This is a genomic window from Arthrobacter sp. UCD-GKA, assembly GCF_001863355.1.
Taxonomy (GTDB): domain Bacteria; phylum Actinomycetota; class Actinomycetes; order Actinomycetales; family Micrococcaceae; genus Paeniglutamicibacter.
In genome coordinates, this window is the sequence record NZ_MOLR01000002.1 from 329762 (window position 1) to 353080 (window position 23319).

22 protein-coding genes and 1 other RNA gene are annotated in these 23319 nt (G+C 66.8%); 8 read left to right on the forward strand and 15 right to left on the reverse strand.

Annotation, left to right across the window (positions count from 1 at the left end; genetic code table 11):
• Positions 1 to 66: 66 nt before the first annotated feature.
• From folP to BLJ79_RS04825, 5 genes are all read left to right on the forward strand, one after another.
• On the forward strand, positions 67 to 1035 hold the full coding sequence (folP, locus tag BLJ79_RS04805) for a dihydropteroate synthase (RefSeq protein ID WP_071213543.1): 969 nt from the start codon (positions 67 to 69) through the stop codon (positions 1033 to 1035).
• Positions 1035 to 1778 (forward strand): dihydrofolate reductase family protein, encoded by a 744-nt coding sequence (locus tag BLJ79_RS04810; RefSeq protein WP_071213544.1) that lies wholly within the window; start codon positions 1035 to 1037, stop codon positions 1776 to 1778. Before folP ends, BLJ79_RS04810 begins: the two co-directional genes overlap by 1 nt.
• A gap of 178 nt (positions 1779 to 1956) precedes the next feature.
• Positions 1957 to 2904: a J domain-containing protein gene (locus BLJ79_RS04815; RefSeq protein ID WP_071213545.1), complete on the forward strand. Its 948-nt coding sequence runs from the start codon at positions 1957 to 1959 to the stop codon at positions 2902 to 2904.
• Between the two features lie 107 nt (positions 2905 to 3011).
• Positions 3012 to 3482: a tRNA (cytidine(34)-2'-O)-methyltransferase gene (locus BLJ79_RS04820; RefSeq protein WP_071213546.1), complete on the forward strand. Its 471-nt coding sequence runs from the start codon at positions 3012 to 3014 to the stop codon at positions 3480 to 3482.
• 77 nt (positions 3483 to 3559) lie between these two features.
• Positions 3560 to 4117, forward strand: coding sequence for an anti-sigma factor (locus BLJ79_RS04825; protein WP_139194723.1), 558 nt, complete (start codon positions 3560 to 3562; stop codon positions 4115 to 4117).
• Between the two features lie 139 nt (positions 4118 to 4256).
• On the opposite strand, the gene BLJ79_RS04830 is transcribed toward BLJ79_RS04825, so the two are convergent.
• The 4 genes from BLJ79_RS04830 to BLJ79_RS04845 all read right to left on the reverse strand — a co-directional run bounded on the left by BLJ79_RS04830 (position 4257) and on the right by BLJ79_RS04845 (position 8806).
• The gene (locus tag BLJ79_RS04830) at positions 4257 to 5012 is read right to left on the reverse strand and encodes a PIG-L deacetylase family protein (protein WP_071213548.1); all 756 of its coding nucleotides are present in this window, start codon (positions 5010 to 5012) and stop codon (positions 4257 to 4259) included.
• 4 nt (positions 5013 to 5016) lie between these two features.
• Complete coding sequence (locus BLJ79_RS04835; protein ID WP_071213549.1) at positions 5017 to 5970, reverse strand: electron transfer flavoprotein subunit alpha/FixB family protein; 954 nt, start codon at positions 5968 to 5970, stop codon at positions 5017 to 5019.
• A 22-nt stretch (positions 5971 to 5992) separates the two neighbouring features.
• Complete coding sequence (locus BLJ79_RS04840) at positions 5993 to 6814, reverse strand: electron transfer flavoprotein subunit beta/FixA family protein (protein ID WP_175475389.1); 822 nt, start codon at positions 6812 to 6814, stop codon at positions 5993 to 5995.
• Positions 6815 to 7156: 342 nt separating this feature from the next.
• Positions 7157 to 8806 carry a S1C family serine protease gene (locus tag BLJ79_RS04845; RefSeq protein ID WP_071213550.1) on the reverse strand — a complete coding sequence of 550 codons (1650 nt, stop codon included), beginning with the start codon at positions 8804 to 8806 and terminating at the stop codon, positions 7157 to 7159.
• Positions 8807 to 9079: 273 nt separating this feature from the next.
• On the opposite strand from BLJ79_RS04845, the gene BLJ79_RS04850 reads away from it, so the two are divergent.
• The 3 genes from BLJ79_RS04850 to BLJ79_RS04860 all read left to right on the forward strand — a co-directional run bounded on the left by BLJ79_RS04850 (position 9080) and on the right by BLJ79_RS04860 (position 14102).
• Positions 9080 to 11137 carry a TPM domain-containing protein gene (locus tag BLJ79_RS04850; protein ID WP_071213551.1) on the forward strand — a complete coding sequence of 686 codons (2058 nt, stop codon included), beginning with the start codon at positions 9080 to 9082 and terminating at the stop codon, positions 11135 to 11137.
• Between the two features lie 147 nt (positions 11138 to 11284).
• Positions 11285 to 12031, forward strand: a complete 747-nt coding sequence (locus tag BLJ79_RS04855) for a PspA/IM30 family protein (RefSeq protein ID WP_071213552.1) — start codon at positions 11285 to 11287, stop codon at positions 12029 to 12031.
• Between the two features lie 256 nt (positions 12032 to 12287).
• Positions 12288 to 14102 carry an HNH endonuclease signature motif containing protein gene (locus tag BLJ79_RS04860; protein WP_175475390.1) on the forward strand — a complete coding sequence of 605 codons (1815 nt, stop codon included), beginning with the start codon at positions 12288 to 12290 and terminating at the stop codon, positions 14100 to 14102.
• Positions 14103 to 14203: 101 nt separating this feature from the next.
• Here the strand turns inward: BLJ79_RS04860 and ssrA are convergent.
• The 11 genes from ssrA to BLJ79_RS04915 form a co-directional block, all read right to left on the reverse strand.
• Positions 14204 to 14573, reverse strand: a transfer-messenger RNA (tmRNA) gene (gene ssrA / locus BLJ79_RS04865).
• Positions 14574 to 14683: 110 nt separating this feature from the next.
• Positions 14684 to 15166, reverse strand: coding sequence for an SsrA-binding protein SmpB (smpB, locus tag BLJ79_RS04870; protein WP_083411005.1), 483 nt, complete (start codon positions 15164 to 15166; stop codon positions 14684 to 14686).
• Between the two features lie 56 nt (positions 15167 to 15222).
• Positions 15223 to 16632 carry a peptidoglycan DD-metalloendopeptidase family protein gene (locus tag BLJ79_RS04875; RefSeq protein ID WP_286135264.1) on the reverse strand — a complete coding sequence of 470 codons (1410 nt, stop codon included), beginning with the start codon at positions 16630 to 16632 and terminating at the stop codon, positions 15223 to 15225.
• Positions 16633 to 16729: 97 nt separating this feature from the next.
• The gene (ftsX, locus tag BLJ79_RS04880; RefSeq protein WP_071213555.1) at positions 16730 to 17644 is read right to left on the reverse strand and encodes a permease-like cell division protein FtsX; all 915 of its coding nucleotides are present in this window, start codon (positions 17642 to 17644) and stop codon (positions 16730 to 16732) included.
• Positions 17641 to 18468 (reverse strand): cell division ATP-binding protein FtsE, encoded by an 828-nt coding sequence (gene ftsE, locus BLJ79_RS04885; protein ID WP_071213556.1) that lies wholly within the window; start codon positions 18466 to 18468, stop codon positions 17641 to 17643. Before ftsE ends, ftsX begins: the two co-directional genes overlap by 4 nt.
• A gap of 291 nt (positions 18469 to 18759) precedes the next feature.
• On the reverse strand, positions 18760 to 19392 hold the full coding sequence (locus tag BLJ79_RS04890; protein WP_071213557.1) for a CoA transferase subunit B: 633 nt from the start codon (positions 19390 to 19392) through the stop codon (positions 18760 to 18762).
• A 3-nt stretch (positions 19393 to 19395) separates the two neighbouring features.
• Positions 19396 to 20202 (reverse strand): CoA transferase subunit A, encoded by an 807-nt coding sequence (locus tag BLJ79_RS04895; RefSeq protein WP_071213558.1) that lies wholly within the window; start codon positions 20200 to 20202, stop codon positions 19396 to 19398.
• Between the two features lie 309 nt (positions 20203 to 20511).
• Positions 20512 to 21627, reverse strand: coding sequence for a peptide chain release factor 2 (gene prfB / locus BLJ79_RS04900; protein ID WP_071213559.1), 1116 nt, complete (start codon positions 21625 to 21627; stop codon positions 20512 to 20514).
• 204 nt (positions 21628 to 21831) lie between these two features.
• On the reverse strand, positions 21832 to 22269 hold the full coding sequence (locus BLJ79_RS04905; RefSeq protein WP_071213560.1) for a hypothetical protein: 438 nt from the start codon (positions 22267 to 22269) through the stop codon (positions 21832 to 21834).
• Positions 22270 to 22357: 88 nt separating this feature from the next.
• Positions 22358 to 22909 carry a hypothetical protein gene (locus BLJ79_RS04910; protein ID WP_139194725.1) on the reverse strand — a complete coding sequence of 184 codons (552 nt, stop codon included), beginning with the start codon at positions 22907 to 22909 and terminating at the stop codon, positions 22358 to 22360.
• Entirely contained in the window at positions 22902 to 23309 is a 408-nt protein-coding gene (locus BLJ79_RS04915) for a TadE family protein (RefSeq protein ID WP_071213561.1), read from the reverse strand. The genes BLJ79_RS04910 and BLJ79_RS04915 overlap by 8 nt, the downstream gene beginning before the upstream one ends.
• Positions 23310 to 23319 lie beyond the last annotated feature (10 nt).

Here is a 23319-nt window from a genome sequence, read left to right on the forward strand (position 1 = left end):
CCCAATCCACGCAAATCCTTCTAAAACTGGTAAGAATGGTATAACAGATCCCCGCAAGGAGCCCGCATGAGCATGTACCTTCCAGCCCTCCGCCACCCGGTCCACCGCTTTGCGCACCGAAGCATCGATTTCAGCTCGCGGATCGCGCTGATGGCCATCATCAACCGCACCCCCGACAGCTTCTACGATTCCGGGGCGACCTTTGCCCTGGCCTCCGCGGTGGACGCCGCCCTGGATGCGGTGCACGCGGGCGCCGACTGGATCGACATCGGCGGGGTGCCCTTCTCCCCCGGGCCCGCCCTGTCCTGGCAGGAGGAGGCCCAGCGGATCGTGCCGGTCATCGAAGCGGTTCGCGCCCACAGCGACGTGATCATCTCCGCCGACACGTTCAACCCCGAGGTTGCCGCCGCGGCCCTGGCCGCCGGCGCCGATGTCATCAACGACACCACCGGGCTGAGCAACCCGGAGCTCGGGCGGGTGGTTGCCGGGGCCGGGGCGCACCTGGTCATCACCCACTCGCTGGCTGCCCCGCGGACCGTCTACCCGCGCCCGCGCTACAAGGACGTGGTGGGAGAGGTCGCCGAGTACCTGCGCGAGAAGGTCGGCTTCGCCAGGTCCCTGGGGATCGGGGAGGACAAGATCATTGTGGACCCTGGGCACGACCTGAACAAGAACACCCGCCACACCCTGGAAATCACCGCCGGGTTCGAGGCCATCGCCGCGCTGGGCTACCCGAGCCTCGCGGCGGTCTCCAACAAGGACTTCATCGGCGAGACCCTCGATGCCCCGAAGGCCGGACGCACCGCCGGGTCGATGGCCGCGGCCACGATGTGCATCATGAACGGGGCGCGGATCATCCGCATGCACAACGTCCCCGAATCGGTTTCCACCATCCGGATGCTGGAGGCTGCCATGGGATGGCGCGAACCGGCATACCTGGCGCACAACATGGGAGATGTCAACGCCCCGGCCCACCCCGGGGCCCTGCCAGCCGCCGGCAACGGGGCGCGCGCAGCGGCCCGGGAGGACGCCTGATGCGCGGGCTGGTTCCCGGCCCCGCAGCGGACCCGGACGACGGGCAGCTGCTCGACTGGTACGCGCCCGGAGGCGGCACCGGGCCCTTCGTCCGCTTCAACTTCGTCAGCTCGACCGACGGGGCCGCAAGCATCGGGGGGCTCTCCGGGGCGCTGGGCACCGCTGCGGACAAGCGCGTGTTCATGCTGCTGCGCCGGTTGGCCGATGCCATCGTCGTCGGGGCCGGGACCGTCCGCGCCGAGGGCTACGAGGGCGAGCTGCTCGATGACGCCTCGCGCGCCTGGCGCCTGGCGCACGGGATGCCCGAGCGACCACTGCTCGTGGTGGTCTCCGGCCGCCTGGACCTTGATCCGCACAGCGAACTGTTCACCCGGAACCCCGGGAAGATCCTGGTGCTGGCCTCCGGCTCGGCCGATCGTGGGCGCGCCGCGGCCCTGGGCGCGGTGGCCGAGGTCGTCTCTGCCCCTGCTCCGGGACCCGTCATCGACCCGCGCTGGATCATCGAGACCCTGCACGCCCGCGGCCTGCGCGTGCTCCACTCCGAGGGCGGACCCACGCTGCTGGCCGATTTCCAGCGCGCGGACGCGCTCGACAGCCTGTGCGTGACCTACTCCCCCGTGCTGGCCGGCGGCGACGGGCCCCGGATCGCCCGGGGCCGGCAGGGCGATGAACCCCGGCACCTGGGGCTGCACCTGCTGCTGGAGGAGGACGGCACCCTGCTGGCCGAATACCGCCGACGCTAAGGGACACACCCCGGGCCACGGCCGCGGGGATCGGGCAGGGGGACATCCACCCAGCAAACCGGCACCCGGAACCGGTAGGATCGCTGGAGCGATACCGGGCTTCGGACCCGGCGCACCCCAGGGGCCAGGGACCCGCACGTCCCGTCCTCGACGCACCCCCGAACTGAAAGGCGGCCACGTGGCCCAGCGGCAAACCCATTATGAAGTCTTGGGCATTGCCCCCACCGCCAGTCCCCGGGAGATCAAGTCCGCCTACCGCAAGGCGGCCCGGCTCACGCACCCCGACCACGGCGGCGACGCCCAGGACTTTGCCCGCGCCACGCTCGCCTACGAAACCCTCATCGACCCGGCCGCCCGCACCCGCTACGACCGCAGCTACGGCACCGAGTCCAGCTACCTGCGAGGGGGTGCCCCCGCGCCGGGTGCCCACGGCACCGACCCGGGGCAGCCGGCGGGCACGGGTGCCGGCGGGTCCATGCGCTTTGGCGCCGCCGGTCCCCGCCCCTCGGCCACCGACGCGACGATCTACGTGCCGGGGCTCGAGGAGCCCGGGGCCATCGACCGGGACACCTCCATCCGCCAGGTCCACGGTGCACCGCGCAAGCGCGGCATCTTCGGCGCCCAGGCCCGCCTGGCCCGCGAGAACCGCTCGGTGCAGCTGCTTTCACGCCAGGTGCTCACCGCCCTGCCCTCGGCCCGGCTCGTCAACGGGCTGCACGCCCCCGGCGGCGGGTACATCGACCACGCCCTGCTCGGCGGCTACCGCCTGGCCCTGGTGCATTCGATGCTGCTGCCCCGGGGTGTCTACCGCTGGGACGGCTCGACCCTGTTGCGCGACGGCAAGCACATCGACCCGCCGCGCCTCGGGCCGGTGGTGCACCAGATGCAGGGCCTCTTCCCGGAGCTGAACGTGACCGGGTGGACGGTGATCCTGTCCCCCGACGGGAACCTGCACGAACCGGTCATCGACTATGCGCGCGGCGCCGAACCCGGGCCGATGAACGTGCTCAACGTGGTCAACGCCGTGAACCTGGTGCGGGAAATGAAGATGTTCCTGGGCACCGGGCCCACCCCGCATGTGGTGGATCGCACCATTTTGGCCCGGCTCATCGGCGGAATGTACTAACCACGTGCGCTCCCCGGCGTCCGCAGGTCCTCCCCGGGCCCTCCGGTGAACCGCCGCCGGAGCGCCCGGCACCATGCGCGGGCCCGGCGCACCGTAAACTGGGGTGCGTGTTCCGAATCCTTTTTTACACTCCCGAAATTCCCGGCAATACCGGCAACGCCATCCGCCTGGCCGCGGTGACCGGCGCCGAACTGCACCTCGTCGAGCCGCTGGGCTTCGACTTCGAGGACTCCAAGCTGCGCCGAGCCGGCCTGGACTACCACGACCTGGCCGTGGTCACCGTGCACCCGGACATCGAATCCGCCTGGGCGGCTCTGGCCCCCGCCCGCGTCTTCGCCTTCACCTCCGAGGGCAGCACGCTCTACACGGAGGTGTCCTACGAACCGGGCGACGTGCTGCTCTTCGGCCCCGAGTCCGTAGGGCTGCCGGCGGAATTGAAGAACGATGCGCACATCACCGCCACCGTCAGGTTGCCGATGCTCGAGGCCCGCCGCTCGCTGAACCTCGCAAATTCCGCATCGATCGCGCTCTACGAAGCCTGGCGCCAGCACGGCTTCGTCCCCGGCGGCACACACTGAATACCTAGCCTTCTGCCCTATGCTTACACGTGGCAATCACCGGCCACCCCCCGCTCTTTGAAAAGGATGGCAACATCATGACCGGCACCGATCCCGCATACCCTGCGCACCGCGGCGACGAGAACGACGACGACCTCGGCATGGATCTTGTCGATGCGGTGTCCACGGACGCCGAGTCCCCCGCACGGCGCCCGCTCAAGAGGTGGATGTTCGTGGTCGCGGCCCTGGCGGTGGTCGTCATCGGCCTGGTCGCCGGGCTGGTGAACCTGATTCCGACCAACTACGTTTCCAAGGTCGAACGTGCCTCCGACCAGGTCGTCGCCCAGGCCGATCTCGAGGGCGGCGGGCATGCGGTGCTCAAGACCTCCGCGAAGGCCGACGCCGGGATGATCGAGCTGACCGGCTTGCCGGCCATCGACCCCACCGAGGACTACGTGGTGTGGCTCATCGAGGCCTCCACCGACCGGCCCACCCTGCTGGCCACCATCGCCCCGTCGGACAAGCCCGTCAAGGAGGGGTTCAACGGGGTGGACCAGCTCGCCTCCGTCATGGTCTCGGTGGAACCGGGCGACGGAAGCAGCACCGCCCCGAGCACCGAGCCGTTGGCCGTGCTGGATTTGCCCGAGGCCAAGTAGCGCACGATTGCGGTCCCGGCGCGGCACCCGCGCCGCCCACGACGAGTGGGCCGCCTCCCCTGCGACAGGGAGGCGGCCCACTCGTGTTTAAGGCGCCGCCGGCCTGCGGCTGGAAGCGCCGGGGCCGGAAGCGCCCGGGCTAGAAGCCGGCGATGGTGTCCGCCGCGTTGACCGCGACCACGTGGAAGGACTCGGCCAGCGCACCGGGCCCGAACCCCGCCGCGGCGCCCTGCGCCTCGGACTGGGCGCGCACGTAGCGTTCCATGGCCGGCACGTCGGGGTGCTGGCTCAGGTGTTGGCGCAGCGCCTCGAGCTTGAGCTCGAACACCGCGGTGACATCCACCCGGTGGTTTTCGCGTTCGGCCGGGGCCCCGTAGAGCCACAGCCACGGCAGCTTGTACGCTTCCAGTCCCGCCTCGAGCAGTTCCGGGTAGGAGAACGGGTTCTCCACCGCCGGGTAGATGGCCCGGGTGACCGCTTCCCCGCAGGCCAGGTGGTCGGGGTGCGAGCGCTGGATCCGCTCCCAGTTGCGTTCCGGGTGCATGGCCAGCACGACGTCGGGGCGCAGCGCGCGGATCAGCGCGACCACCTGCTTCATGACGCGGTGGTTGGGCTCCAGGAACCCGTCGGCCTCCCCCAGGAAGTGCACGGTGTCAACGCCCACCAGGGCCGCGGCGGCACGCTGCTCGGCATGCCGGGTGGCGGTGATCGCCTCGGCGGTGCGCGCGTCGAAGCCCCCGGCGTCGCCGTCGGTCATGATGCAGTACTCGACCTGCACGCCCGCGGCGGTCCAGGCCGCCACGGTGCCCGAGGCCCCGAAGTCCAGGTCGTCGGGGTGCGCGCCGAAGCACAGCACCCGGCGCACCTGCTGCACGGCCGGATCGAAGATGCCCACGCGACTAGCCCTTGCGCCGGCGGATCTCGGCGGCGGCCTGCGGCAGCACCTGGGCCAAATCGCCCACGATGCCCAGGTCCGCGATCTCGAACACCGGTGCGTCGGGGTCCTTGTTGATCGCGATGATGGTCTTGGCGGTCTGCATGCCGGCCTTCTGCTGGATCGCCCCGGAGATCCCGGCGGAGATGTACAGCTGCGGGGAGACCGTCGTGCCGGTCTGCCCGACCTGCGCGGAGTGGTCGATCCACCCGGCGTCGGTGGCGGCGCGCGAGGCGCCCACCGCCGCGCCCAGCGCGTCGGCAAGATCCTCGACGGGGCCGAAGTCCCCGTCCACGCCGCGTCCGCCGGCCACCACAAAGCGGGCCTCGGAAAGTTCCGGGCGGCCGGTGGCGGTGTGCTCGGCGGTGGCGGTGATGCGGGCCGCCGGGCCGGCCTCACCGAGTTCGAGCTCGTGCACCGGGGCTGCCGCGCCGGCGGCGGGGGCCGCCTCGCGCAGCTCGACGCTGTTGGCCTTGAGCGTGATCAACGCCGGGCCGCGGGTCGCCTGCGCCTTGACGGTGTAGCTGCCGGCGAGCACCGGCTTGGTCACGGTGAAATCCGCGTCGACGTCGATGGCGTCGGTGATGACCCCGGCGTCCAGCCGCACGGCGGCGCGTGCGGCGATTTCACGTCCCTCGACGGTGTTGGGCAGCAGCACCGCGGTGGCGCCCGATGCGCGCACCGCGGCCTCCAGCAGCGAGACCGCCGGGGCGATGAGCCCGGTGGCGTCCAGGCCGCCGGCCGCGGCGTAGAAGCCGGTGGCGCCCGCGGAGGCGAGCCCTGACAGTGCGGCGGCGTCGGCCGGGCCGCCCAGCACCGCGCTGGCCTCGCCCAGGCGGGCGGCCAGGGCCAGCAGCTCGCGCTGCCCCTTGGTCGGCGCGCCGGCGGGGGCGTGGATGTATACCAGGATGTTCGACATGTTGTTCCCCTTGAAAGTGGTGCTAGATCAGCTTGGCGTCGGCCAGGAAGTCCACCAGCGCGATGCCGGCCTCGCCGGAATCGGTGATGACCTGCCCCGCGGCGCGCGGCGGGCGCGGCGCGGCGGAGAGCACGCGGGTCGCGGACCCCGCGGCGCCCACGGCCCCCTCGGCCAGGCCCAGTTCGGCGAGCGTCAGCGTGGTGATCTTCTTCTTCTTCGCCGCCAGGATCCCGCGGAAGTTCGGGTAGCGCGGCTCGTTGGCCTGGTCGGTGACCGAGACCAGCACCGGCAGCGCGGCTTCCAGTGACTGGACCCCGTCCTCGCCGACGCGCAGCCCGGTGGCCGTGGTGGTTCCGGGCGCGATTTCCAGCTTCGAGAGGTTGGTCAGCTGCGCCAGGCCCAGGCGTTCGGCCAGCTGTGCGGGGACCAGCGAGGTCTCCGCGTCGGTGGAGGCCATGCCGGTGAGTACCACGTCGAAGCCGCCCAGCTGCTTGATGGCGGTGGCCAGCACCAGGGAGGTCGCCCCGGCGTCGGAACCCGCCAGCGCGGGATCACAAATGTGCACGCCCGCGGCCGCCCCCATCTGCAGGGACTTCTTCACGGCGTTCGCCGCTGCGTCGGGACCCATGGTCATGGCCGTGACGGTGTTCCCCGCCTTCTCGCCGCCGCGGGACTCGGACAGGGCCAGGGCCGCCTCGATGGCGTACTCGTCGAGTTCCGACAGGACCGAGTCGGAGCGGTCCAGGCGTTGCCCCGGTGAGGTCAGGTGCCGCTCGAATTGGACATCTGGCACGTGTTTGACCAACACGAGAATGTTCAGGGGCGTGCCGGTGTTCTGGCTCATTGCTGCCTTTCTGGAAACTTGGACAGATCTGCGTGGGAGAGGGCGTCCGGTGCGCACCGGGCGCCGCCGATGGCGGGCGGGACCGGCCGATCTCCCAAGGTCCATCGTATCGGTGCCCGGAGGCGCCCGCTGGCCCGGCCCCGGGCGGACGGCGGGGCGGGGCGGGTGCACCGGCGCGGCAAGCGCGCGCGCATGCGGCAAACGCGGCGCACCGGGCGCCGGGGATGGCCCTGGCCGCCGGCACGCCGCGTCCGTCAATGTTTCACCGCATTGCCCCGCGTTGCGCGGTGTGACCCCCGGCGGCACCGGCCATGTTGCGCCGTGTGTCGCCAGGGTGCGCCGCTACTGCGCCGGGGTCTTGCCCACCGTCACGGTGGTCGACTCCGCGGCGCCGCCGCGGGAGTAGTGGACCACCGTGGTGCCGCCGGCCGGGATCTCGCGGATCGCGGCGGTCAGCGAGGTGCTGTCGGAGATGCTGCGTGCATCCACGCCGGTGATCACGTCCCCCGCCTTCAATCCCGCCTTGGCCGCCGGGCTGTCGGCGACGACCTCCTTGACCTCGGCGCCGACGCTGAACGAGGACGCATTCGAGCCGTTGGCGCTGGCGGCCTTGGCCTGCACCGTGACCCCGAGCAGCCCGTGGGTGGCCGAGCCGTTGTCGATGATGTCGTTGGCGATGCGCTTGGCGTAATCGATCGGGATGGCGAACCCGACGCCGATCGATCCGCTGTCGCCCGAGGAGCTGGCGCTGGAGCCGGAGGAGGCAATCGCGACATTCACCCCGATGATGTTCCCGTTCACGTCCACCAGCGCGCCGCCGGAGTTGCCGTGGTTGATGGCCGCGTCGGTCTGGATCACGTTGATGAAGATCGAGCCCTCGGAGCTGGATGGCTGTTGCTGCTGCTCCGGGGCGCCGGGGAACTGGAAGTTGAACTGGTTGCCGTTGTCGTTCGAGTCGTTGCCCTCGGACTGCTTGGGCACCGCGGAGGAGGCGACGGAGATGGTGCGGTTCAGCGTGGAAATGATGCCGTCGGTGACGGTGCCGCTCAGGCCCAGCGGGGCGCCGATCGCGATGGCGGTGTCGCCCACGTTCAGGCTCCCGGAGGTGCCCAGCTCGGCCGGGACCAGGTCCTGCGCCTCGATCTTGATCACTGCCAAATCCGAGAGCGGGTCGGTGCCCACCACGGTGGCGTCGTGGACCTTCCCGTCGGAGGTGCGCACCGCGATCTTCGGGCTGTTGGTGGTCCCGCCCAGGGTCACCACGTGGGTGTTGGTCAGGATGTGCCCGGCCTTGTCCAGGATGATGCCCGAGCCCGAGCCAGCCTCGGAGCTGCCGGCGACGTCGATGGTCACGACGCTGGGGCTGGCCTTGGCGGCCGCGGCGGTGACCGCTGTGACGTTCTTCGGGTTGTTGATGACCACGTCGCCCTGCGGGGTGGTGCTCGACGAGGCCGCTGCCGTGGGATTGGAATTCATCACGTAGTTGGCGCCCACTGCGCCGCCCGCGCCGATGAAGGCGGCGGCGACCATGCCCACGATCAGGGCACCGGAGGTGAACTTCTTCGGCGCGTTGTTCCGGGCCGGGGGCAGCGGTGCACCGAAGGCGGAGGCGTGTTCCTCGGCGGTCGGGGTGCCGTAGGGCGAACCGCCCTGCGGCGCGGAGTTCCAGGCATGCGCCGGCTGCTGCGCCGCGGCCGGGGCCCCGTAGGGATGCTGCGGCTGCGCGCCGGCTGCCGGACCCTGGGCCGATGCGTCCGGTGCCGATGCGTCCTGGCCCGGGTTGCCCGAGTGGCGCGGCAGTGCCTGCGTCGGATCCGCGGCCCCCTCGATGCGGGAGACCGGCTGCGTGCCCTCGGTGCCTGCGGACGCGTCGCCCGATCCGTTGGCGGGGGTGCTCGGCGGGGTCGCGGGCCGCGGCGGCACGGCACCGGATTCCGGCTGCCGTTCCGGATCTCGCCCGGTGCCCGGCTGCTCAAACTGGTTCTCGCTCATGACTGTTCTTCCCATCCCTGACGGTGGATTCCTCTGCGTTTCCTGGTTACAACTATGCCCGCAAGGGCTGTGGCGGCGAAAAGGAGAACCTGAGTGTCGGCTGTGAGAAGGTGTGATTCGGAAACCGCCTGCCCCGTGCACCGGCGATTCTGTGGACTCGCGCGTTTCACCCACCTAGAATCAACATCGACAGCAGAAACCGGAGAGTTGCATGGAATCATGCAACGATACGCGCATTTTCTGCGGCCGACCATGCAAGGGTGAAGGAAAACCATGAAATCGCTCCCCCGGCGGATGGCACTTGTTGCCTCCGCAGGAATCTTGTCCCTGTTCATGCTTGCACCCCCGGCCCTGGCCGACTCCCCCGTGCAGATCCCTCCGGGGCAGTTCGTCGTGGACCAGGCCAACGTCCTGGGTTCGGACGCCTCCGAGGTCGAGGACGCGGTGAAGCAGCTGCAACGGGACACCGGCCAGTCGCTCTACGTCATCTACGTCGACACCTTCAGCAACCCGGACGACCCCGCGGCCTGGATCGAAAAGGTTGCCGAGTCCAAGAACATGGGCACCAGCGACATGGTGCTGGCCGTCGCAACGCAGCAGCGCTTCGGCACGTTGGTCACCAACGACCGCAGCGAACTGCACGAATTCCAGCAGGACATCTTCAACCAGATGGTCAAGCCGGAGTTGTCCGACGATGAGTGGGCAGCAGCTGCCCTGGGCGCGGTCACCGGCATCGAAAACGTCTCCAACGGCAAGACCCCCGACGGCGACGAAGCAGCCACCGGCTCGAACGGTTCGGGCTCCAACGGCGGATCCGGCGGCGGCACCGCCGGCTGGCTGCTGGTCGGCGGCGTGGTGGTCGTCGGCGGCGCGACCGCCTGGGCGCTGACGCGCCGCAAGAAGCTCCCCGCGCAGCTCCCGCAGGTGGCCACCGGTCCCGACGGCAAGCCGCTGGACCCCCTGGCGTCGCTGGGCATCCCGGAATTGCGCACCAAGGCCGGCAGCCTGCTCATTGCCGCCGACGACGCCATCCGCTCCTCCGAGCAGGAGGTCGGCTTCGCCCAGGCGCAATTCGGCGAGGCCGCCATCAAGCCCTTCGCCGAGGACATCGAGACGGCCAAGACCCACATGTCCGAGTCCTTCAAGCTGCAGCAGCAATTGGACGACGAGATCCCCGACACCGAGGAAGAACAGCGTTCCTGGCTCGGTGAGATCATCCGCCGCTGCGAGGCCGTCAACGAGACCCTCGAGCAGCACACCGAGGAATTCGCCTCGCTGCGCGAGCTGGAAAAGAACGCGCCGGAGGCCGCCGCCTCGCTCAAGGCCCGGATCGTGCCGCTGCGCCAGCGCGTCGGCTCCGTCCAGTCCCAGCTCACCGAGTTCGCAGCCCGCTACACCGACAGCGCGCTGAACCAGGTCCACACCAACATCGCCGAGGCCACCGAACGGCTGGACTTCGCCGACACCGCGGTGTCCACCGCCGAGGCGAAGATCGCCGCGGCCGAAACCGCCGAGGCCGCCGTTGCGGTCCGTGCCGGGGAGGACGCCGTGCACCAGGCCACCGTGCTGCTCGATGCCGTTGCGCACGCCGGGGACGACCTGGACAAGGCCCGCACCGACCTCGAGTCCCTGGTCTCCACCGCCGCCCAGGACCTGGCCCAGGGACGCGCCCTGGTCGCCAACGGTTCCAACCCGGAGCTGGCCGGATCCGTCGCCGCCCTGGAATCCGCGCTGTCCTCGGTCCAGGCGCAGGTCGGCACCGGACGGGTGGACCCGGTCGCCTTGCTGGCCGAAGTCGACGCCGGGCTTCGCCCGCTGAACGAGCAGCTGAACCAGATCCGCGATGCTCAGGAACGCAACCGCCGTGCGGCCGACCAGCTGCAGGCGGCCATCCGCTCCGCGCAAATGAAGATCAGCGGCACCGACGACTTCATCCGCGCCCGTCGCGGCGGCGTCGGGGCCACGGCCCGCACCCGGCTGGCAGAAGCCCAGCGAAACCTCGAGGAAGCGCTGCGCCTGGCCTCCTCCGACCCGGTCAATGCCCTGTCCTACGCCGAACACGCCTCGGCGCTGGCCGACCAGGCCGCCCGCGAGGCGGAGAACGACGTCAACGGCTTCGGCGGCGGGTTCGGCGGCGGCCGGGGCGGAAGCAACGGCCTGGGCGGCGCCATCCTCGGCGGCATCCTCATCGATTCCATCCTGCGCGGCGGCTCGCACTCCGGTGATTCCGGCGGAGGCATCTTCGGCGGCGGCGGGTTCGGCGGATTCGGCGGCGGCGGCGGAGGTGGCTTCGGCGGCGGATTCGGCGATGGCGCGGGAGGAAACTTCTAGGCGGCAGCACCCCAGCACCGGAACCGACCGCCCCGGTCGGTGCCACGGATCCCGGCTACCGACCGGGACCCCACAGATTGCAGTACTGCGTTTCCGGCACCGGAAGCGCGACAGAAATCAACCAGTCAGTCAACGAAAGGTCTCACCGTGGCAAAGCAGTCTATTTTTGGTCGTGTCGCCCAGCTGGCCAAGGCCAACATCAACGCCATGCTCGACTCGGCCGAGGATCCCCAGAAGATGCTCGACCAGATGGTCCGCGACTACACCGACAACATCGCTGAGGCCGAAACCGCCGTCGCCCAGACCATCGGCAACCTGCGCATGATCGAGGAAGACTACAACGAGGATGTCCAGGCGTCCTCCGACTGGGGCAGCAAGGCCCTGGCCGCCTCGGGCAAGGCCGACGATTTCCGCTCCGCCGGCGACACCGCCAACGCCGACAAGTTCGATTCGCTGGCCAAGGTCGCCATCCAGCGCCAGATGCAGGCCGAGTCCGAGGCGAAGTCCTCGGAGCCGACCATCACCTCGCAGCGCGAAATTGTGGAGAAGCTCAAGTCCGGCCTGGATGCCATGAAGTCCAAGCGCCAGGAACTGGTTTCCAAGCGCGACGAGCTTGTGGCCCGCGCCAAGTCCGCCCAGGCGCAGAACCAGGTGCAGGAGGCCGTGAAGTCCATCGACATCATGGATCCTTCCAGCGAGGTGGGCCGCTTCGAGGAAAAGATCCGTCGCGAAGAGGCCCGCGTGCGCGGCGCCGCCGAGCTTGCCTCCTCGTCGCTGGACGCGCAGTTCAACTCGCTGGAGGACATGGGCGAGCAGACCGAGATCGAGGCACGCCTGGCCGCGCTGAAGGCGCCGAAGACCGCGCCTTCGATCACCACCGGCGCGGACGAGTAACCAACCCCGCACCCACGCGCCGCGGCGGCCCCGTGTCCGCCGGCCAAAAGGACGGACGGGTGCCTTGCACACCGGGATGATTCCGGTTCGCAGGGCCCTCGCCCGTCCTTTTGCCGTCCCGCCGCAAACCCGGCCCGGGAGCCCCGACTGCGCCCCCCTGCCCTCACCGGCCACGATCCCGCATTCATTTTTCGGTTATCCACAGATTTGCAAACCCTCTGGATACGAACCCGGCGGATCGGGCATGCTCAAAGGCATGAACACCGAGCAGTTCACCCAGCTCCTGGGCCAAGGCCGCGGACACACCGGCCAGGGCTCCACGCCCGGCCAACCCATGTCCCGGGCCGATCGCTTGCGCCTGTTGCTCGCCGCCGAGGAATTCTTCGTTGCCACCGCCACCGAACTGGCCACCGGGTCAACCTCTCCCACTGAGGCCGCCATGGTCGCACTGATCGTCGAACGTGCCCACCGGCGCACAACCTACACCCAGATCCTCGCCGCACAATCCGCCCAGCGCACTCTGGCCCACGAGTTGCCGCTCGAAACCATGGAGCAGCTCTCCGCCATCGTGGCCGACCCCGCACCGTTCCTGGCGGGGAAGAGCTCCCTGCCCGCCGACCCGCTGACGGCGCCGATCGGGCGGCGGCCCCACAAGGACACTGCGGACTTCCTGCAGCACCTGTTGGGGACCGCATACTTCGAGGTCCGTGACCGGATCAATGCCGCCACTGCGCTGGCACCCCACGTGGACGTCAACGGGATCAGCCGCCCGGCCCGCTACCCCAAGCTCTCCGAGGACGCCCAGTCGGGGACGGTTGATCCCAGGCACGCGATCCAGCTGGCGAAGAAGATGGACAAGGTTGCACCCGTCATCAAAAAGCAACCCAAGGCCGAGGAACTCGCCACCACCTTGGAGGACAAGGTCCTGGATTCGTTGCGCACCCAGGGTCCCCAGGCGACCGGCAAGCTCGTCACCGCCTGGCAGCGTCACCTGGAGGAATCTGCCCCCAGCGAGCCCAGCGACGAAGAGATCGACGCCAAGACCGGAATCTTCCTGACCCGCCGCACCGAGCACTTCTCGTACTTCAACCTATGCATGCTTAACGTGGACGCGGAGATCTTCCTGTCGCACTTCGCCAATGCGGACAACGCGCGCACCGCTGCGGGCAACAGGGACGGTCTTGCCCGCGATGCCGCGGCCCGGGCCCAAGGCCCCGTAGGCCAGGACGGCAGCGCGACGGATCTGAACGACGCGCGTCCGATTCCCGCCTGGGCGGTTGCCCCGGATGCCCCGGATGCCCCGACAAACGATCGCTCCCAGGCCGCCGACACGGACCCAGGGTTCGCCGTCACCAAGGACGACAAGGCCAAGGAAGCCACCAAGACCACCATTGGCGAAGAGCAGGACGCGCCTGCCCTAGGGATTCCCGAAGAGGCCCCGACAGGGCAATGGCAGGAAGATGCTTCCCGCCTTGACGGATTGACACCGGCACGTCGCCACCTCCAATCAATCCTCAACGCGCTGCAAAGCGTCGGTGGTTCCGCCACGGGCGGCAAGGGCCGGGCCAGGGCGACTTTGGTGGTCCACTGCCAACTCGAAACACTTCTTGGGCTGGCCGAACGAGCCGGCATCAGCGCCCACGGGCTGGACATCAGCCCCGGGCAACTCAGACGGATGTTGTGCGACGCAGGCGTATTGCCAGCCACATTCAACGGCGAGAGCCAGATCCTGGATCTGGGCCGGGAACAGCGGTTCGTCCCGGATTACATGCGGGAGGGCATCCTCGCCAGGGACGGCGGATGCCTGGTTCCGGGATGTGCGGTGCCGCCGGAGCACTGCGAAATGTGCCATATCGACTCGTGGGAGGACGGCGGGGTGACGAGTGTGGAAAATATCGGCCCCGGTTGCAGCTCGCACCACCATGATTTCCACTCCGGGAAGATTCAACTGGTCCGGGACGGCGATGGCTTGCCCGCGGTCTTGTTGCCCAAGTACCTCGATCCGGAACGGATCCCGCGTCGCAACGACTACTGGCAGCACCGGAGGCAAACCAACCCCATGCTCTACTAGCCGCGGTCCTGCATGCCACCGCCTCGACTGGGTGCCAAGATTCGGAAAACCTTTCAGGCGCAAGAAAGGCCCTGCGGATCCGTGGATCTGCAGGGCCTTCGTTGTGGAGATGGGGAGAATTGAACTCCCGTCCGATGTGGTGTTGCCAGGTCTTCTCCGGGCGCAGTTTGCGTTGGATTTTCTCTGCCCCAGTCGTCTTGCAAACAAGCGGCTGGTCCGGGCACAGTTACCTAAATTATGCGGGTCGTTCCGGTAACACTAACTTCCCGCAGTGGCTATCTAAATGACGTAAGGAACAGGGGCGATAGCATCCCCTGGCTTACGGACTGTCTGGCTGCTTAGGCAGCGAGAGCGAAGTCAGTGCGCTTTGAGTCGGCACTTATTGTTTTGCAAAGATCGTTAACGAGATAACTTTGCATCCTCGGCCCGCTTCACATGTCGCGACTCACACCGTCGAAACCGATCATCCCCGTATTTTGTTGTCAATGAGCAGCTTGCGCTGCCCCAACCACACGGATCAACCGTGCATATCTAGTCTAACGCACATTCGCGTCAGGTCTATTCCTTTGGCACGGCCAGGCCTAGTCGCGCACCCCGCGGTTTCGTTCCCGCATGGTGCGCAGCGCTTCGCGGTTGTCCTGTTTCTCACGCAAGGATTGGCGTTTGTCGTATTCCTTCTTGCCCCTGGCCACACCGATTTCGATCTTCGCGCGCCCGTTCTTGAAGTACAGGCTCAGCGGCACGATCGTCAGACCGGCCTCGTTGATCTTCCGCTCGATCTTCAGGAGCTCCATGCGGTGCAGCAGCAGCTTGCGTCGCCGCCGTGCGGCGTGGTTCGTCCACGAACCGTTGAGGTACTCCGGAATGTAGACGTTCTCGATGTACAACTCGTTGCGGTAGAACTGCCCAAACCCGTCGACCAGCGATGCCTTGCCCTCACGCAGCGACTTGACCTCGGTCCCGCTGAGTACCATGCCAGCCTCGTAGGTATCGAGAATCTCGAAGTCGTGTCGGGCCTTGCGGTTGCTTGCAATGATCCGTTCTTGCGGGTCTTTCTTAGACACGTTGGCTTCTCCTCTCCGCGAGTGGTTTCTTCACTTGGCGAGCTTATAGCTTACCGCTAGAGAAGTCCCAATGGGTTTACGGCTGTACCGTTGACGATGGTCTCAAAGTGCATGTGGCAGCCGGTGGAATTGCCCGTGGTGCCGACGTAGCCGATGAGCTGGCCCTGCCTGACGTTCTGCCCCACGCTCACAACCACGCGCTGCATGTGGTGGTAGTTTGTCGCCAGGGCCCTGCCCTTGACCACGCCATGGCTGATGGTGACCTTGTTTCCGGAGGTTCCACCCCAGCCAGCCATCCACACTTCGCCGTCAGCAGCGGCATGCACCGGAGAACCACACTGGCCGCCGAAGCCCCAGTCGACGCCGGCGTGCACGTAGCCGCCACGGCCCCCGTAGTCGATCGTTCCGGACGGAGTGGGTCGCCAGCCAAAGCCCGAGGTCTGGCGTCCACCGGAGACCGGCTTGATCAGGCCCCACGAGCTACGTTCCTGGGGAACGGCTTGCGGCTTCGGGGCCACGTATTGTGGCTTGACGTAGGTGTCCTTCTTTTTCTGCCGCGCAGCTTCTTCCTTGGCCTTCTTGGCTCTCGCTGCTTCCTCGCGCTCCCACTTGGCCTTTGCCTCGGCGATGCGCTTGCGTTCGGCCTCCGCGGCCTTGCGCTTGCGTTCGGCTTCCTCACGGATCAGCCGTTCCTGCCGCTCCTTGATGTCCGCATTTACCTGTGCCTTTTCGACTTCTTCGGCACGCAGTCTTTGCTGGATTCGCGGACGCTGGGCCAAGAGCTCGGCACTCAAGGCGTCGGTCTGGGTGATGATGCCGTCGAGCGACTGCTTCTTCGATTCCGCATCGTCTCGGGCTACTTGTTCACGCGCCAGCGCAGCGTCGGCGGCGGACTTGAGGTCGGTGATTTCGGCTTCAACCGCCGCCAACCGCAACTTGGCGTTCGCGTCGGTGGCGGATTGCTCGGAGAGGGCATCAAGCGCCGCGTTCTGCGAACGCATGGCCTGGTCGGCTAGGTCCATCCCTGCTGCCAGGTTGCCGTCGGACGTCGCGTTCAACAGCAAGGACAGGTCGGACGAGACCCCTCCACGTTTGTAGGCCTCAGTGGCGATCTGGCCAATGATTTGCTTGGAGTCCTCCAGCTTCGCCTTGCCCTCGGCAATCTTCACGTTCAGCTGGTCGCGGGTTTCGCGGGCAGCCTGCACCCGACGGGCGAGGTCCGCCGCTTCGTCGGAAGCTCGGCGCACCCTGCCCTGGGCATCGGCCAAGGCTTGCTCGGCAGCGGGAAGCTGCGCCTGCAATCCACGGAGTTTTGCGTCGGTGGCCTTGATATCACCGTCAAGGACTTCAAGATCCTCGGAGAGATTGTCAATGTTCTGCTCTACCTGGACCTTGCGGTCATCTAGCTCATCGGCGTGGGCGCCTACGCCTCCGGAAACCAGGAGTGCGATTGAAAGCGCACCCACGGCCCCTGAACGCGCAATCCGGCACCATACTGCTTTGGCTAACATAAATGTCCTTTGAGTCCTATGGGAAGCGAGTCTGACATGAGGAAGCGACGCACTAAACCTTCAAGTAGCGTCGCAAGGTTACCAACGACGATACACCAGCCAGAACCACACCCAGCAGGATCAGCCATGGCGCGACCATGAATACCTCGCCGGTGGAAATGAACGCCGTGTCCTTGTAGTCCAGTGCCAGCTTGTCGTCGATAAGGAATCTCACCGCAGCCCACAAGACCCCGGAGGCCAGCAGCGCACCAATCAGCGCGGAGATAACACCTTCCAGGACAAAGGGTAGTTGGAGTGAGGATTTCGAGGCGCCAACCAAGCGCATGATGCCGGTTTCACGGCGGCGCAGGTAGGCCGATAGGCGAATCGTCGTGCCCACAAGCAGCACGGCACACAGGATCATCACCCCGGCAATGCCGATGGCGACGAAGGAAGCGATATTGATGATGGAGAAGATCTTTTCCAGTAACTCCCGTTGGTCTACGACCACGTCCACGCCGTCCATCGACGAGAAGAGTTCCTTGATGATCTGGTATTTCTCCGGATCGACCAGCGAAACGCGGAACGACTCGGGCAGTTGGTCCGCCGTGACCGTTTCGCTCATCGAGGAGTTCTCGAACTGTTCGCGGAAGTGGGTGAGCGCCTGCTCCTTCGATTCGTACTCGAAGTTCTCCACGTATGGCTTGACGGCCGCCGAGCCCAGCATGGACTCGATTTCGCCGCGCTGGCCTTCCGTGACCGCGCCCTCGGCGCAGTTGGTACCTTCGTTGTGTTCACCGCAGAGGTAGATGGCCACCTGGACCTTGTCGTACCAGTAGCCCTTCATCTGCGTGATCTGCATCTGCATCAGGGCAGCGGTGCCCACGAACGTCAACGAAATGAAGGTGACCAAGACGACGGATACGACCATGGAAAGGTTGCGGCGGAGGCCTGAGCCTACTTCGCCAAGAATGAATCCGAGTTTCATGGCATGTCGTCCTCAGTGTCGAACGGTGCAAAGGCCTGGTTACCTGTCGACGGTTTTTGCCATGTGCTGTGATCGGCCTGCCGCAATTCGCGCGTGCCGTCCTGGTTGATCACCGGGATCATCGAGGTGTATTCGCCGGCGCTTTCATCGCGCATGATCTTGCCGAGTGAAAGCTCGACGACCCGGCGTCGCATTGAGTTGACGATGCCGTCATCGTGCGTGGCCATGATCACCGTGGTGCCGTTTTGGTTGATCCGGTCCAGCACGTTCATGATCCCGACGCTCGTTGCTGGGTCCAGGTTTCCCGTGGGCTCGTCAGCGAGCAGGATCTGTGGTTTGTTGGCAATGGCGCGGGCTATGGCCACGCGCTGTTGTTCACCGCCGGAAAGTTCGTCGGGCTGGCGCTTTTCCTTGCCTTCGAGGCCTACAAGTTTCAAGACCTCGGGCACGTGGTCGCGAATGGCGCTTCGGCTTTCCCCGACCACCTGCATCGCAAAGGCGACGTTCTCAAACACGTTTTTCTGCGGCAACAGGCGGAAGTCCTGGAACACGACGCCGATGCCTCGGCGCAGCTTGGGCACGCGCCACGAGGGGATACGTGCAACGTTCTGCCCGGCAACGTGCACCGAACCACCGGTTGCAACGATTTCGCGAAGGATCAGGCGGAGGAATGTGGACTTGCCGGAGCCAGAGGCCCCCACAAGAAACGCGAAGTCACCGCGGTCAATCTCAATGGTTACGTCGTCGAGGCCAGGGCGCGCATTCTCCGAACCAAGGCGTGACTTTTGGTCATAGACCATCGTGACGTTTTCGAATCTAATCATCGCAGCTCTGCCCGCGGGATCGCCGGCGCATGATCCAGGCACGGGACTTGGTTGAAGGAAGTTGCAAAGCCAGCCCTTGAACTCTATCCGTCCCGGCGGCACACTTCCGGGACTAAAAGCGGGTGTGTCACGAAACTGTGAGTCCGATGGGCGCGCGCTGCGTATCCGATCCGTGACGGTCAACCGCGGACAGCGGGCTCACCACCGCGCTGGCAAGTCTCCCGCTAACGCAACGACGTGCCCGCTCCCGGCGCAGGGATCGATGACCTCGTGAACGACCGGGAACCGGCGCTATCCCAGCAACAACGGCGCTTCCGTCGCGGACTGGACCTGTTCGGGGGTGACACCGGGAGCGCATTCGATCAACCGAAGCCCTGCATCCGTGATGTCGATGACGGCGAGATCTGTGATGATGCGTTGCACCACCGCACGGCCGGTCAGCGGCAGGGAGCATTCGTTGACGATCTTCGCGCTACCGTCCTTGGCCACATGCTCCATCAGGACAATCACGCGCTTGGCACCGTGGACCAGGTCCATGGCTCCTCCTGGGCCCTTGACCATCTTGCCCGGAATCATCCAGTTGGCCAGGTCTCCGGCGGCGGAAACCTGCATGGCACCGAGGATTGCTGCATCGATCTTGCCGCCGCGGATCATCGCGAAGCTGGTGGCCGAATCGAAGTAGCTGGCGCCGGGAAGCACCGTCACGGTTTCCTTCCCGGCATTGATCAGGTCGGGATCGACATCTGCCTCGGCGGGATAAGGGCCAACGCCAAGGATCCCATTTTCCGATTGGAGCACCAACGTGCGGTCGGCCGGAACATAGTTCGGCACGAGCGTGGGCAGCCCGATCCCCAGGTTCACGTATGCACCGTCCGGCAGTTCAAGCGCGGCGCGTGCCGCCATTTCATTGCGTGACCAAGACATTGCCTAGGCCTCCTTCGTCAGCGGCCGGTCGCCCGATGCAGCGCTTGCTGCCTGCACGGTGCGCTTTTCAATTGGCTTTTCGATGTCGGTTCCGACCTCGACCACGCGGTGGACGAAGACCCCGGGCAGGTGGATTGCATCGGGATCGAGTTCGCCAGGCTCGACCAGGTGCTCCACCTCGGCAATGCAGATCTTCCCTGCCATCGCCGCTACGGGCGAAAATTGCCGGGCGGCCTTGTTGAACACGAGGTTTCCATGACGGTCTCCGTAGGCCGCATGCACCAGGGCATAATCGGTGACGATGGATTCTTCAAGGACAAATGTCTTGGTTTCCCCGCCCGGCGCAAAGTCACGCTGGTCCTTGGGTTGGGAGGCCTGGACGATTTCTCCGTCTGGCCCGTATCGCTGGGGCAGCCCGCCCTCGGCCACCTGGGTGCCGACGCCGGTGCGTGTGTAGAAGGCCGCAATTCCGGCTCCGCCCGCGCGCAGTTTCTCGGCGAGCGTTCCCTGCGGGGTCAGCTCGAGCTCCAGTTCGCCCTTGAGGTAGCGGCGCGCAAATTCCTTGTTCTCCCCGACGTAGGAGGACGTCATCTTCGAAATCCGGCCGGCACCCAGCAAAATCCCCAGACCGTGCTCGTCGGTTCCGCAATTGTTCGAGACGACCTTGAGGTCTCCCACCCCGCTTTCCAGTACCGCACGGATCAGTGCGTTGGGGTTTCCCGAGAGTCCAAAGCCTCCCACCGCGATGGAGGCAGATTCGGGAATGTCCGCTACTGCGGCGCCGGCAGATTCATAGGTCTTGTCTAACATTCCTGCACTCCTGGGATTGCGGATGGACGATACCCGGAGACCACATACCGGTTGGCGCGAAGCACCCCTGCTTGGTGCTTGGCATCGCATGACCTGCGTGTGGTTCCTTAGCCACATCGTAGGACGTCCAAGCGGGAAATTCACCCATAGGGCCCAATGGGCCGCCGAACGGGTCGGCCGGCCTCCCGAGATTGCGGCCAGGCTTTCGCCCATGCGCCCATGTTCCTGCCTCCAGGCAGACAACGAAGGAGGTCCCACAGGCACATGGTCAAAATGTGTCTGCGGGACCTCCTTCGCGTTGGTGCGTGTTTAGGCCCCCGGGCGGCGCTGCGCGGCGCGCCAGCGGATCCCGGCGTCGATGAAGTCGTCGATTTCGCCATCGAGCACCGAAGAGGTGTTTCCAACCTCGTGCTCGGTGCGCAGGTCCTTGACCATTTGGTAGGGGTTGAGCACGTAGGAGCGCATCTGGTCGCCCCACGAAGCCTTCACGTCGCCGGCCATCTGCTTCTTTTGTGCGTCCTGTTCGGCCTTCTTCACGAGCAACAGTCGCGACTGCAGAACGCGCAGCGCGGCCGCGCGGTTCTGGATCTGCGACTTTTCGTTCTGCATCGACACCACGATGCCCGTGGGGATGTGGGTCATGCGCACCGCGGAGTCGGTGGTGTTCACGGACTGCCCGCCGGGGCCCGAGGAACGGTACACATCGACGCGGATCTCATTTTCCGGGATCTCGATGGAGTCGTTTTGCTCGATCAGCGGGATGACCTCGACCGCGGCGAAGGATGTCTGGCGGCGGCCCTGGTTGTCGAAAGGCGAGATGCGCACCAGGCGGTGGGTTCCGGCCTCGACCGACAGCGTGCCGAATGCGTACGGGGCGTTGACCTCGAAGGTCGCTGACTTCAGGCCGGCCTCTTCGGCGTATGAGGTGTCCATGACCCGGGTGGAGTAGCCGTGCTTTTCCGCCCAACGCAGGTACATGCGCATCAGCATCTCGGCGAAATCGGCTGCGTCCACGCCTCCGGCCCCGGCACGGATGGTGACGACGGCCTCGCGCGAATCAAATTCGCCGGAGAGCAGGGTCACCACTTCCAAGTCGGCCAATGCCTTGCGCACCGACTTGAATTCGGTCTCGGCCTCCTGCAAGGTGTCGGCGTCGCCTTCCATTTCCGCGAGTTCGACGAGCACTTCCAGATCCTCGATGCGGTTGTGGATGACGGTCAGTCGCTCAAGCTCGGATTGGCGGTGCGAAAGCTTGGAGGTGACGACCTGCGCGGCGGCCGGGTTGTCCCAAAGATCGGGAACGCCGGCTTCCTCGGAGAGCATTTCAATGTCCGCACGGATGCGCGGCACATCGGAGACCTCTTCAATGGAGGCATAGGTGGAGCGCAGTGATTTGATTTCGGCAGAAAAGTCAGTTGAAGCCATGGTAGTTTCCAGCCTACGACATTTGCGGGGTCAGGCATTGCCCCGGCCGGCGATTGTGGCCAATGCGTCCGGGAACGCCGGAGCTGTGCCGCGGTTCGGATCCGGCCTGCTGGCGATCCCGGCGAGCGCCGTGGCCCAGGTCCAGCCGGCTGGCCCAGTACCCACAGCCCCGCACCCACAGCCCAGTGCCCGCGGAGCAGCGATTCAGCGCGAAAGCAGCGTCCGGGCGTAGGCGTCCACCCGGATATTCACGCCGCCCGGGACCACCCAGCCGATGATCGGCGGATGCACGACCGCACCGAGCCGCACATGTGCGGTGACTGCATCCGGTTCAACCCCGGCGGCAACGATGTGCAGGTTGGAAAAGCCCGCCCCGGCGTTGACGTCACCGAGGTATTTTTCCGCAGCGTGCCGGACCTCGGATGGCTGCAGGCGGAGCGTGGCGATGTCCTCGCCCCCGGCGGTGAGCTCGAAGTTGTCGGCCGCCGCAGCGACCGCACCGTCGGCCACCGACAGGAGCTTGTGCGCCTGGACGTTGACCGCCGTGGCGGCGAGCACGACGCTGATGGCTAGCAGGGCGATCGCTACCATTCCGATGATCAGCACCATGGACTGGCCCGCTTCGCGCCCCGGAGGAATCATGGTTCGCACCGTGCTCCGGTGGCCCCCGGAGGCTGGCCAGGGTGCGAGAGTGTCCCCCGGGCGGGGCTTCGCGCGTATTCCCGTGCGGCTACCCATATCGATCGACCCGCTGGGTTGCGTCGGATTGGACGCTGCCGGTGCGCCAACTCCAGCCCTCGGGGAGCAGCGGGAGGACCGTTTCAATGGACACATGGACCGTCACGGTGCTTCCCGCACTCAGGCAGGTGCCCCGGCAGCTGTAGGTGAAATGCGTGCGGCCGGGCCCGACCTCCATGTTGGCCGCGGCGCGTTGCACGGCATCGGCCGCCCTTGCACGGCCCTGGCCTTCGGTTTGGGCGGTGACGAAGACCTTGGCGGCGTGGTCCGCCGCTCCCACCGCGGCGTAGCTGGCCGCCTGGACGTGCGCGGCGCCCACCACCAGATAGACCAGCGGCACCAGCAGCAGCACCACCAGGAAGATGAATTCGATGATGGACGAGCCGTCCTGTGCGCCGCGGGAGGCCCGACGACGCAGGCAGGTTGCTGCGGGGCCGGCCGCGGTTGTGGCCCGGATCGGGGCGGCGGGACGGCATGCGTTACCCGGTCGCCGGTGCCGGGAACCGACCTCCCGGGGAACGGCGTGCCCTCGTGCCCTATCCATAGCGCACCGACTCCCCCCGGACCACGAACTCGCCCATGAAGGGGACCATACCGAAGAGCGGGATTCCTGCCCGCACGGTGATCCGCACGCCCGGTGTGCCGCCGATGTCGATGGGGGTGGCGTGCACATTGGAAGCGAACCGGTCGCTGAGCGCCCCGCGGATCAGTTCCTGGGTGCGGCGCACCCCGTCGCCGGGCCCGCGGTCGGCCAGGGTTCCGTATCTGGCGCCGGCCGCCGCGGCATCCATGAGCGTGTTGCGCACATGCAGCGCAAAAGTCAGCTGCAAGATGCCCATGAACACCGCGATCAGCAGCGCGGAGACCATCACGAATTCGGCGACCGCCGAACCTTGCTGGTTCTCCTGCGTGCCGTGCTTCCGGGATTCGATGGGCCGTGGCATGCGCGCGTCG

Excerpts from the sequence above, each read along its gene's own strand:
- folP (WP_071213543.1), top strand. The coding sequence starts at position 67 with ATGAGCATGTACCTTCCAGCCCTCCGCCACCCGGTCCACCGCTTTGCG.
- BLJ79_RS04915 (WP_071213561.1), bottom strand. The coding sequence starts at position 23,309 with ATGCCACGGCCCATCGAATCCCGGAAGCACGGCACGCAGGAGAACCAG.
- BLJ79_RS04910 (WP_139194725.1), bottom strand. The coding sequence starts at position 22,909 with ATGGATAGGGCACGAGGGCACGCCGTTCCCCGGGAGGTCGGTTCCCGG.
- ftsX (WP_071213555.1), bottom strand. The coding sequence starts at position 17,644 with ATGAAACTCGGATTCATTCTTGGCGAAGTAGGCTCAGGCCTCCGCCGC.
- BLJ79_RS04825 (WP_139194723.1), top strand. The coding sequence starts at position 3,560 with ATGACCGGCACCGATCCCGCATACCCTGCGCACCGCGGCGACGAGAAC.
- BLJ79_RS04810 (WP_071213544.1), top strand. The coding sequence starts at position 1,035 with ATGCGCGGGCTGGTTCCCGGCCCCGCAGCGGACCCGGACGACGGGCAG.
- BLJ79_RS04890 (WP_071213557.1), bottom strand. The coding sequence starts at position 19,392 with ATGTCTTGGTCACGCAATGAAATGGCGGCACGCGCCGCGCTTGAACTG.
- prfB (WP_071213559.1), bottom strand. The coding sequence starts at position 21,627 with ATGGCTTCAACTGACTTTTCTGCCGAAATCAAATCACTGCGCTCCACC.
- BLJ79_RS04835 (WP_071213549.1), bottom strand. The coding sequence starts at position 5,970 with ATGTCGAACATCCTGGTATACATCCACGCCCCCGCCGGCGCGCCGACC.
- BLJ79_RS04905 (WP_071213560.1), bottom strand. The coding sequence starts at position 22,269 with ATGATTCCTCCGGGGCGCGAAGCGGGCCAGTCCATGGTGCTGATCATC.
- BLJ79_RS04850 (WP_071213551.1), top strand. The coding sequence starts at position 9,080 with ATGAAATCGCTCCCCCGGCGGATGGCACTTGTTGCCTCCGCAGGAATC.
- ftsE (WP_071213556.1), bottom strand. The coding sequence starts at position 18,468 with ATGATTAGATTCGAAAACGTCACGATGGTCTATGACCAAAAGTCACGC.
- BLJ79_RS04860 (WP_175475390.1), top strand. The coding sequence starts at position 12,288 with ATGAACACCGAGCAGTTCACCCAGCTCCTGGGCCAAGGCCGCGGACAC.
- BLJ79_RS04895 (WP_071213558.1), bottom strand. The coding sequence starts at position 20,202 with ATGTTAGACAAGACCTATGAATCTGCCGGCGCCGCAGTAGCGGACATT.
- BLJ79_RS04845 (WP_071213550.1), bottom strand. The coding sequence starts at position 8,806 with ATGAGCGAGAACCAGTTTGAGCAGCCGGGCACCGGGCGAGATCCGGAA.
- BLJ79_RS04840 (WP_175475389.1), bottom strand. The coding sequence starts at position 6,814 with ATGAGCCAGAACACCGGCACGCCCCTGAACATTCTCGTGTTGGTCAAA.